General features: G+C 71.3%; 8 protein-coding genes. 5 read left to right on the forward strand and 3 right to left on the reverse strand.

The genetic code is table 11. The annotated features are described in order from the left end of the window. Positions 1 to 49 precede the first annotated feature (49 nt). From DEI86_RS07725 to DEI86_RS07740, 4 genes are read left to right on the forward strand one after another with little or no spacing between them, the layout of a single operon-like run. Positions 50 to 1,714: an ABC transporter substrate-binding protein gene (locus tag DEI86_RS07725; protein WP_111049200.1), complete on the forward strand. Its 1,665-nt coding sequence runs from the start codon at positions 50 to 52 to the stop codon at positions 1,712 to 1,714. Further along, positions 1,711 to 3,447 carry an ABC transporter ATP-binding protein gene (locus DEI86_RS07730; RefSeq protein WP_111049201.1) on the forward strand — a complete coding sequence of 579 codons (1,737 nt, stop codon included), beginning with the start codon at positions 1,711 to 1,713 and terminating at the stop codon, positions 3,445 to 3,447. The genes DEI86_RS07725 and DEI86_RS07730 overlap by 4 nt, the downstream gene beginning before the upstream one ends. Further along, positions 3,444 to 4,385 (forward strand): ABC transporter permease, encoded by a 942-nt coding sequence (locus DEI86_RS07735; RefSeq protein WP_111010563.1) that lies wholly within the window; start codon positions 3,444 to 3,446, stop codon positions 4,383 to 4,385. The genes DEI86_RS07730 and DEI86_RS07735 overlap by 4 nt, the downstream gene beginning before the upstream one ends. Then, positions 4,382 to 5,380 (forward strand): ABC transporter permease, encoded by a 999-nt coding sequence (locus tag DEI86_RS07740; protein ID WP_111012936.1) that lies wholly within the window; start codon positions 4,382 to 4,384, stop codon positions 5,378 to 5,380. The genes DEI86_RS07735 and DEI86_RS07740 overlap by 4 nt, the downstream gene beginning before the upstream one ends. Here the strand turns inward: DEI86_RS07740 and DEI86_RS07745 are convergent. Together DEI86_RS07745 and DEI86_RS07750 are read right to left on the reverse strand one after the other, a co-directional pair. Then, on the reverse strand, positions 5,325 to 5,978 hold the full coding sequence (locus tag DEI86_RS07745; RefSeq protein ID WP_111049202.1) for a hypothetical protein: 654 nt from the start codon (positions 5,976 to 5,978) through the stop codon (positions 5,325 to 5,327). The two genes, DEI86_RS07740 and DEI86_RS07745, sit on opposite strands and share 56 nt — an antisense overlap. A 30-nt stretch (positions 5,979 to 6,008) precedes the next feature. Then, positions 6,009 to 6,224: a hypothetical protein gene (locus DEI86_RS07750; RefSeq protein ID WP_111049203.1), complete on the reverse strand. Its 216-nt coding sequence runs from the start codon at positions 6,222 to 6,224 to the stop codon at positions 6,009 to 6,011. A 294-nt stretch (positions 6,225 to 6,518) separates the two neighbouring features. On the opposite strand from DEI86_RS07750, the gene DEI86_RS07755 reads away from it, so the two are divergent. Next, positions 6,519 to 7,709: an ATP-binding protein gene (locus DEI86_RS07755; RefSeq protein WP_258376484.1), complete on the forward strand. Its 1,191-nt coding sequence runs from the start codon at positions 6,519 to 6,521 to the stop codon at positions 7,707 to 7,709. A gap of 18 nt (positions 7,710 to 7,727) precedes the next feature. Here the strand turns inward: DEI86_RS07755 and DEI86_RS07760 are convergent. Further along, a partial coding sequence (locus DEI86_RS07760; RefSeq protein ID WP_146244881.1) for a protease pro-enzyme activation domain-containing protein occupies positions 7,728 to 9,889 on the reverse strand: 2,162 nt, incomplete at its 5' end.

Here is a 9,889-nt window from a genome sequence, read left to right on the forward strand (position 1 = left end):
GGTCCAGGCTGGGTTTCAGGAACGTCCGCGAACGCACCGAGGGAACCCCATGCACCACCTGAGAACCGCCACCATCGTCGCCGCCACCGCGGCACTCGCACTCGCACTCACCGGGTACTCCGGCGCCACGGGGACCGCGCCGGCGAGCGCCGCCAGCAGCACGAAGGGCGGGACGCTCCACATCCTGACCACCGCGACGGCGGTGCACCTCGATCCCGCGACGAGCCAGAACCTGTCGACGACGACGCTCGGCCTGGTGGTCCGACGCCTCACCACGTGGGACATCCGGCCAGGGAAGACGGCGAAGGTCGTGCCGGACCTCGCCACGACCACGGGCACGCCGAGCGACGGCGGGAAGACCTGGACCTACCACCTGAAGAAGGGGATCGAGTTCCAGGACGGCACCCCGATCACCAGCCAGGACATCAAGTACGGCGTCGAGCGCTCCTTCGCGCCGACCCTCACCGGTGGCCTGAGCTACCACAAGTCGCTGCTCGTCGGCGGCTCGAGCTACCAGGGTCCGTTCGATGGCAAGCAGCTCGACAGCATCGCGACGCCCGACGACCGCACGATCGTGTTCCACCTCGATGCGGCGTACGGCGACTGGCCGTGGATCGCCTCGATGCCCGCGTTCGCGCCCGTGCCGCAGGGCAAGGGCGACCCGAACACGTACGACGCGAAGCCGGTCGCGTCGGGGCCCTACCAGGTGCAGTCGAACCAGCAGGGCTCCCAGCTGACCCTCGTGCGGAACAAGCACTGGAGCGCCCGGACGGACGCGGTGCGCACCGCGGGCCCCGCGAAGATCGTGTTCGAGGAGAGCCAGGACGAGTCGACCGTGACGCAGAGCCTCATCGCCGACTCGGGTGACGCGAAGGACTCGTTCGCCGCTACCTACCTCGGGGCCGCCGAGCTCAACCAGGTCCGCCAGAATCCGTCCGCCGCGTCGCGCGTCGCCACGTCGAAGGCCGGCCCGATCACGTACCTCGCCATGAACACGCAGCGTGGCGCACTGAAGGACCTCCAGGTGCGCAAGGCCCTGGAGTACGCGACCGACAAGCGCGCCTTCCGGATCGCCGCCGGTGGCGCCCAGGCGGGCACGTACGCGTCGACGCTCATCACACCGGGCATCGCGGGCCGCAAGTCGTACGACCTGTACAAGGCGCCGGCGTCCGGGAACGTGAAGAAGGCGAAGGCGCTGCTCAAGGCGGCGGGCCAGAAGGACCTGCATTTCACGCTCCTGACGCAGAACGACCCGTCGTACCTCGCCCAGGCGCAGGCGCTCCAGCAGGGGCTCAAGCGCGCGGGCATCGCGGTGACGCTCAAGCCCGAGGACGTCGACAGCTTCTACACCGACGCCACGAACGACTCGTCGTACGACCTCGTCCTGTACGGCTGGCAGCCGGACTTCCCGAGCGCGAACGCGAACATCCAGCCGCTGTTCGCCTCGTCCCAGATCGGGAACGGCGGCAACAACGTGTCGCACTACAGCAACAGCGACGTCGACGCCCTCATCACGAAGGCGACGGCGACGGTGAACCGCTCGAAGGCGAACGCGCTGTGGGCCCAGGTCGACCGTCGCATCATGCAGGACGCGCCGATCGTGCCGCTGACCTACGCGAAGCAGTCGTTCCTCCGCGGCTCGGACGTCCAGCACTTCTTCGTGCCGGACTTCCCCGCGTACCCGAACTACCTCAAGGTCACGCTCGCCAAGTGAGCGAGGACCGCACCGCGCCCGTCCTCGACGTCCGGGGGCTCCGTGTCGCCTTCGGCGGCGGCGCCCCCGTCGTCGACGACATCACGTTCGCCCTGCACCCCGGCCGGGTCCTGGCGCTCGTTGGCGAGTCCGGTTCCGGCAAGTCCGTCTCGGCGATGAGCGTCCTCGGGCTCCTGCCGTCGACCGCCGCGGTGTCGGGGAGCATCCGCTTCCGGCGCACGCCCGACGCGGAGCCCGTCGAGCTCGTCGGGGCGGACGCGGACGTCCTCCGCAGTGTGCGCGGTGCGGGCATCGGCACCGTGTTCCAGGAGCCGATGGGGTCGTTCACGCCCGTGCTGTCGATCGGCACGCAGATCGCCGAGGCCGTCCGTGCGCACCGGTCCGGCGCTGACGTCGTCGCCCGGACGGAGGCGCTGCTCACCGCCGCCGGCATCGCCGACCCCGCCCGGGTCCGACGCGCCTACCCCCATGAGCTGTCCGGCGGGCAGCTCCAGCGCGCGATGATCGCGATGGCGCTGGCGGCCGACCCGGTCGCGCTCATCGCCGACGAGCCGACGACCGCACTCGACGTCACCGTGCAGGCCGGGATCCTCGACCTGCTCCGCCGCCTGTGTCGCGAGCGTGACCTCGCCGTGCTCCTCATCACCCACGACATGGGCGTGGTCGCCGACGTGGCGGACGACGTCCTCGTCATGCGGGCCGGGCGGGCGGTCGAGGCGCGGTCGGCCGTCGACCTGTTCGCGGCGCCGCACGCCGCCTACACCCGCGAGCTCCTGGCCGCGGTCCCCGTCCTCGGTGGGCCGAGCCGGGCCTCCCGGCCGGACGCGGAGGCGCGGCCCACCACCGGCACGTCGTCGTCCGGACCGAGATCCACGGCCGGGTCCACGGACCGGGAGGTCGTGGCCCGCCTGACCGACGTCGCCATCACGTACGGCGGACGGCGCGCGACGCCCGCCGTCGCCGATATCGACCTCGCGATCCGCGCGGGCGAGGTCCTCGGGCTCGTCGGCGAGTCCGGCTCGGGCAAGTCGACGATCGGGCGGGCGCTCGCCGGCCTCGTCCCGGTTTCGTCCGGGACCGTCGAGGTCTCCGGCACGGATCTCCGGCGCGCGCGGCGGCGGCGGCTCCGCGCGGTCCGCAGCCGCGTCGGGTACGTGTTCCAGGACCCTGCGTCCTCGCTCAACCCCCGCGCGACGATCGGGTGGAGCATCGCCGAGCCGCTGCGCCTGCACACCGACCTCGGCGAGACCGCCCGCCGGGCCCGGGTCCGCGAGCTGCTCGAGGCCGTGCGGCTCGACCCCGGGTACGCCGACCGGTTCCCGCACCAGCTCTCCGGCGGGCAGCGGCAGCGCGTGGCGGTGGCGCGCGCGCTCGCCCTGCACCCGGTCCTCCTGATCGCCGACGAACCGACGAGCGCGCTCGACGTCACCGTGCAGCGCACCGTGCTCGACCTGCTCGCGACGCTGCAGGCGGAACTCGGGTTCGCGTGCCTGCTCATCAGCCACGACCTGGCCGTCGTCCGGCAGCTCGCCGACGAGGTCGTCGTGCTCCGCCGCGGCCACGTCGTCGAGCGCGGCACGGCGGCCGAGGTCCTCGAGGACCCGCAGGACCCGTACACACGCATGCTGCTCGCCGCCGCCCCCGTCGCGGACCCGGTCCGCCAGGCCGAGCGGCGGTCCACCTGGCGCCGGCTCGTCGCCGCCGGTGGCACGACCGAGGAGGCCCGCGCATGACCGCGAACGTCGTCGACCGCCCCGTCGCCCCCACGCCCGCCGCCACCGGGTTCCGCGCCGTCGCCCGCCGCGTCGGCCGGGACCGCTGGGCACTCGCCAGCGCGATCGTCATCGTCGTGTTCGCGCTCGTCGCGATCGGCGCACCGCTCATCGCCGGGCTCAGCGGACAGGACCCGTACCGGTACCACCTCGGGACGCTCACCGGGTTCGGCGCACCGAAGGGCACGGGCGGCGGGATCAGTGCCGCGCACTGGTTCGGCGTCGAGCCGCTGACCGGCCGCGACCTGTTCGCGATCGTCACCTACGGCGCCCGGACCTCGCTCGGGGTCGGGATCGCCGCGACGATCCTGTCGATGGTGCTCGGCGTGCTCGTCGGCGTCACCACCGGGTTCTTCGGCGGCTGGTACGACCGCGGGATGAGCCGGGTCGTCGACGTCATGTTCGGGTTCCCGTCGCTCGTGTTCATGATCGCGCTGACCGCCATCGTGCCGAACCGGTTCCCCGCCCCCGTGCTCGTCGTGCTCGTCATCGGGTTCTTCGGCTGGCCGGCCGTCGCCCGGGTGATCCGCGGGCAGACACTGTCCCTGCGGCAGCGGAACTTCGTCGTCGCGTCGACCGCGATGGGCGCCGGTTCCTGGCACGTCATCATCCGCCAGCTCCTGCCGAACCTCGCCGCGACGATCACCGTCTACGCGACGATCTCGATCCCGAGCATGATCGGGGCCGAGGCCGCGCTGTCGTTCCTCAGCGTCGGGGTGACGCCCCCGACGCCGTCCTGGGGCCGCACCATCGGCGACGCCGTGGGGTGGGTGCAGACCGACCCCATGTACCTCGTGTTCCCGGGAGCCGCCCTGTTCGTCATCACGCTCGCGTTCAACCTGCTCGGGGACGCCCTCCGCGACGCCCTCGACCCGCGCCGGACGGAGGTGTCGCGATGAGGACCTGGCGCTTCGTGCTGTTCCGCGTCCTCGGCGCGATCGTGGTGTTGTTCGTCGTGGCCGCGGTCACCTACGCGCTGTTCACCCTGCTGCCGACGAACGCCGCCCGCGCGATGTGCGACAAGCCCTGCACGCCCGACCGCCTGGCGCAGGTCAAGGCGTTCATCGGCACCGACCTGCCCTGGTGGCAGCAGTTCCTCGACTACCTGTCGGGCATCTTCGTCGGGCGGCACTTCGGCAGCGGCTCGACCGCCGTGGTCTGCGGCGCACCGTGCTTCGGGTACTCGTTCCAGCTCCACCAGAGTGTCACGACGCTGATCCTGTCCCGCCTGCCGGTCACGGCCTCCATCGCGATCGGCGCCGCCGTGCTGTGGCTCGTCGCGGGTGTCGCCGGCGGCACCGTGTCCGCGCTCCGACGTGGATCGGTGCTCGACCGGGCGGTCATGACGATCGCCGTCGGTGGGGTCTCGGCGCCGGCGTACCTCGTGGGACTGTTGGCGATCCTCCTGTTCGGGTTCGTGCTCCGGATCCTGCCGACCGGCGGCTACGTCGCGTTCACCGACGACCCCGTGCAGTGGTTCCTGCACCTGCTCCTGCCCTGGTGCGTGCTCGCGTTCATCAGCGCCGCGATCTACGCCCGACTGACCCGCGGCGAGATGCTCGAGGTGATGGGCCAGGACCACATCCGCACCGCCCGCGCCAAGGGCCTGAGCGAGTCGCAGGTCGTCGTCCGGCACGGGCTCCGCACCGCGATCCTGCCCGTCGTGACCCTGTTCGGGCTCGACCTCGGCACCCTGCTCGGCGGTGCGGTGATCACCGAGAAGGTGTTCTCGATGCAGGGGCTCGGCGCACTGCTCATCGACGCGGTGCACTCGCTGGACCTCCAGGTCGTCGTCGGGTTCACGCTGTTCGCGGCGTTCCTGGTCGTCACCGCGAACGTCATCGTCGACCTGGTGTACGGGGTCGTGGATCCGCGGGTGCGGACGGGGCGCTGAGGTCGAGCGGCGCGCCCGTCACCCGGGTCCCGGTTCCTCCGCCGTCGGACTTCCCCGAGGCACGGTCCGATCTGAACCAGGTGACCGAGGGCCGACACGGGCAACGCGACCAGATCAGCCGGTCCGCCGTGCGCCGTGACCTCGGCCAACCGTGTCGCTCCGCACCGGTCTCCTCATCGTCGCACCCGCGCACCCGCGCACCCGACCAGAACCAGGCGCTCGTCACGAACACGACGACCGCGAAGAAGAAGCCGAGCGCGTCCGTTCCCCCGTCGTACGTCCGGGCGTCGACGGCATGAAGGGTCCCGACGACGAGGACGACGCCGACCACCGCCAGGAGCATCGCGGCACCCCGGAGCACGAGCGCCCGCGTGTTCGACCGGTCTGAGCGCGCCGCCGGCTGGACGTCGTACCGCGACAACCACCGGCGACTGCGGAGAACGGACTGACCGATGCCCGCCACCGCGCAGATCAGAGCCCCCAGGTCGAAGAGCACCATCGCCCACGGAGTCCTGTTGAACCAGAGCGCGGCACCGACGGCCATGACCAGCCCCAGGAGCGCCACCCAACGGGTCAGTGTCCACAGCAGTCGCCACATGCCGTACCCTCCGTCTCCCGGGCCGTGCCCTCAGTCCTCCGTGTCGACGCCACCCGGTCGCACCGCCGCGGCGTCGGCGACATCGATCCGGGTCATGCCGTCGCCACGGTCCTCGGTGGTGATCCGCGGGGCCGCATCCGCCTCGGTCGACCCCGAAGCCCGGGTGAGCTCGTCGTGGCGCCGCTCCGAGAACGTCATGTCCACGCCGTCGTCGGTCGTCTCGAGGAGATCGCGAGCATCCGTCATACGAGGGACGCTACCCGCCGCCACACGAATTGGATGCGTGAGCAGCACCGATGCCACCAGCTCCAGCTCCATCTCGTGGAGTTGCATGCCGACGTGCAGCCGGGGCGGCCGCCGGCCCTGTCGGCTCGGCTGGCGGGATGTCGCACGAGCTGACCCGCGCCGTCCATCACGAGACCGGGACGACGGTCCATGAGGAACAGGTTGCTCGTTAAATTTAACACCGTCATCTGCCGGACGTGCTAAATTTATCAAGTGCGCTCACCTCTCACGAACCCGTTCCAACCGGGTTCCGACGTGGTTCCAGATGTATGGGCTGGTCGTGTCGAGCAGTTGGCCGATTGGCGGGACGTCGTTCGCCCGCGTCGTCATGCGGGCCTGTACGAGACAGGCCGAACCATCCTCGGTGAACCTGGTACCGGCAAGTCGAGCCTGGTACGCCGGATCGCACGCGATGCCGCAGAGGCCGGCGACTGGGTCACCCCCCAACTGCGCATACCTGCCGGTGCTGATCCGTTGAAGATCGTCGCGTCCGCAGTGCTGCGGCTGGCCGACAAGGCCGGCCTCCTGGCAACGAGTCGGCAACGGGTCCTGGACGTCCTCGCGCGAGTCGAACAGATCGCGGTGTCGGGGTTCTCCGTCGCGGTGCGCGGAGAAGCAGGACCAGAGCCGTTCACCGCACTGTTCGACCTGCTGGTCGAACTCGGGCAGGCCGCCATCGCGCAGAACACCGTGGTGTTGATCCACATCGACGAGGTGCAGAACATCACCGACGAGGCAGCGCTGTCGCAGTTGCTCATCGCTCTCGGTGACGCGCTGTCGCACCAGGTCGAGGTCACGGCTCCGGGCGGTGTCCTCGTCGAGCGACACCTGCCCCTCGCCGTGTACCTGACGGGGCTGCCGGACTTCGAGGACATGGCCGGCGCTCGGAAGGGCGCCACCTTCGCCCGGCGATTCCGCACCATCACGCTTGCCGCCCTCGACGAGGCGGATCTCCTGCAGGCGCTGCAGCCATTCGTGTTCGACGGTTGGGCCACCCCCGACGGGAACGGCGGTCTCGAATCCATCCAGATGAGTTCCGGGGCTGCGAGAGCCGTCGTGGCTCTCTGCTGCGGGGAGCCGTTCCTGTTCCAGCTCGCCGGTCAACGCGCCTGGAATGCAGGGAGCGCCTCGACCATCTCCCAGGAGGAGGTCGTGGCCGGGTGGCGCGGAGCTCAGGGTGAGGCCTCGGCACACGTCGAGCGCATCCTGAACCGGCTGCCGGCTCGTGAACACGAGTTCGTCGACGCGATGGCGGCGCTGCCGCCGGCCGACCGCACGCTGACGAAGATCGCCGCCCAGATGGGCATGACCTCCGCGACGAAGGTGGGGCCGTTCTCGCAGCGACTGGACACGGTCCGCGGGATCATCGACCGGGGCAAGCCCTACTCGTTCCGCAACCGTGCCGTCGAGGCGTACCTGACGACGGACTGGCCGCGCGTCGACTGACCCAGCCCTCCTGGCAACTCAGCCCTTCGTGCCCGTCGACCAGATGCCCGTCGAGCCCTTCTTGAGCACGACGTTGCCGTTGCCCTGCACGACGAGCGTCGTGCCCGACCCGGCCCGGCTGGTGTTCGACGCCCACCGCGCCTTGCCCGAGGTGTCGTAGACCACCAGGTTGCCGTCCGCCTGCAGGCTCATGTACGCGCCGTGGTACTTGCTCGTGTTCGTCGCCCAGCGCGCTCGGCCGCCGATGTACATGACGAGGTTGCCGTCGGCCTGCATGATGAACTGCCGCGTGCCCGAGCCGTCCTGGATGAACTGGCCGCCGGTCAGCGTCACGGGCGCCTTGAGGGTGTCGCGGCCGGACAGCCCCGTGTGCCAGAGCACCGTGCTCCCCCTGGTCAGACGGAGGTCGCCCGTGTTCGTGACCGCCAGGACAGCCCCGCTGCCCTTGCCGCTCGTGCGGGACTGCCACACCGCCTTCTGCGCGGCCGTGTAGATGACCGCGTTGCCGTCGGCCTGCACCGCGAGCGAGGTCCCACCACGGCCGTTCGTCCCGGACGACCAGAGCGCGCGCCCGTTGCCGTACAGCACGAGGTTGCCGTCGGCCTGCATCGTCAGCGTGTACTGCTGGTTCGGCGACGTGATCGAGTGGCCGACGGCGAGGGTCGCGGGCGCGGTCAGCGAGGTGCTGCAGCTGCTCGTCCCGGGCAGCGCGGTCGCCAGGGCCGCCCAGTTCGGGGAACCGAGACCGGTCGCCATGTCGTAGCCGGTGGTCGCGCTGTAGAGCAGGTTGTTGCCGCTCGTGACGTCGCGGAAGTCCCCGCGGTTCCCGTAGAGCGTCGCGTGCACGTCGCCGACGCCGGTGCTGCAGCCGAGGCTCGACAGGGTGGCGGCGAGCTGCCCCGCCATGATCGGCGCCGCCGCGCTCGTCCCACCGCCGAGGACCCAGCCGCCCTCCGCGCCGATGTAGACGCCGGGGCCGGTGTCGGGATCGGCCACCGCGCTGATGTCCGGTACCAGCCGCGTGCTGCCCGGGAGGCCCACACCGCTCTGGTACGTCGGCCGCGCGGTCCGGGTCGAGGACCCACCACCGCTGCCGACCGCGTCGGCCCGGTCGCTCCAGGCGGTCTCGCGCCAGCTCGTGCCGCTCCCCGTGAGGCTGGTCCCGCCGACACCGACGACCGACGGCACGACGGCCGGGAAGTCGACGTCGGGCGTGCTCGAGGTCCCGCCGCCGCAGTCGTATGCGCCGTCGTCACCCGAGGCCGCGAAGGTGGTGGCACCGGCGACGACCGCGCGATCGATGGCGTCCTGGACGGCGCTCTCGAACGACGAGGACAGCGACGACTCGCACATCCCCCACGAGGTGCTCAGCGCGACGATGCCACTGCTCGTGACGTCGGTCGCGACGCGGTCGTACGCGTCGTAGATGCCCTGGGCCGAGTTCGGCGCGACGTAGATGCGCTGGGACGCCTTCGGCGCGGTGGCGAAGAGCATCTCCTGGTCCAGGGCGACCTCGGAGCCGCCACCGTCGACGGACGTGGTGGTGGACGCGCCGTCGACCGCGACCTGCGTGATCGACGGCAACGTGACGCCCACGGCGTTCGCGTAGGTGGTCAGATCGCTCTTCGACCAGCCGGAGAACTGCACCGTGGCGATCGTCGTCCCGGCACCGGTGCTCCCGGAGCGCGTCACGCCGTAGGCGCTGGCCAGGTCGGCCGGGGTCCTGCCGCCGGGGAGTGCGTGGTGCTCGAACACCGGGCGCTGGTCGAGGCCGAGCACGGTCGTCACCGCGCCGGACAGGCCCGACGGCAGGTCCAGCGCCGTCGTCGGGTGCAGGGTGTCCCCCTTGCCCGCGAGGTCGACGCCGAACACGGACTCCGCCTGGGCGACCGTGCCCGAGACCTGGACGTCCCACGTGTCCTGCGCGGTGACGTGGAGGCCCGCCGCACGGAGTGCGTCGACCACGTCGTCCCGGGTGTCCGTGGTCGGGGCGACGTCGGTGAGCGCGTCCTTCCGCTGGGCCTTCGTCATGGTGTCCGCCCGGCGGACCAGGTCGCGGAGTTCACCGCGATCGGACGGCTGCAGCACGACCGTCATGTCGATCGGAGCACCGCTGGGGGCCGGGGCCGTCGCGGTCGCGGAGGGGGCGGTGGTCTTGGCCGAGGGGCTCGTCGACGCGG

This window comes from Curtobacterium sp. MCBD17_028, from assembly GCF_003234875.1.
Taxonomy (GTDB): Bacteria; Actinomycetota; Actinomycetes; order Actinomycetales; family Microbacteriaceae; genus Curtobacterium.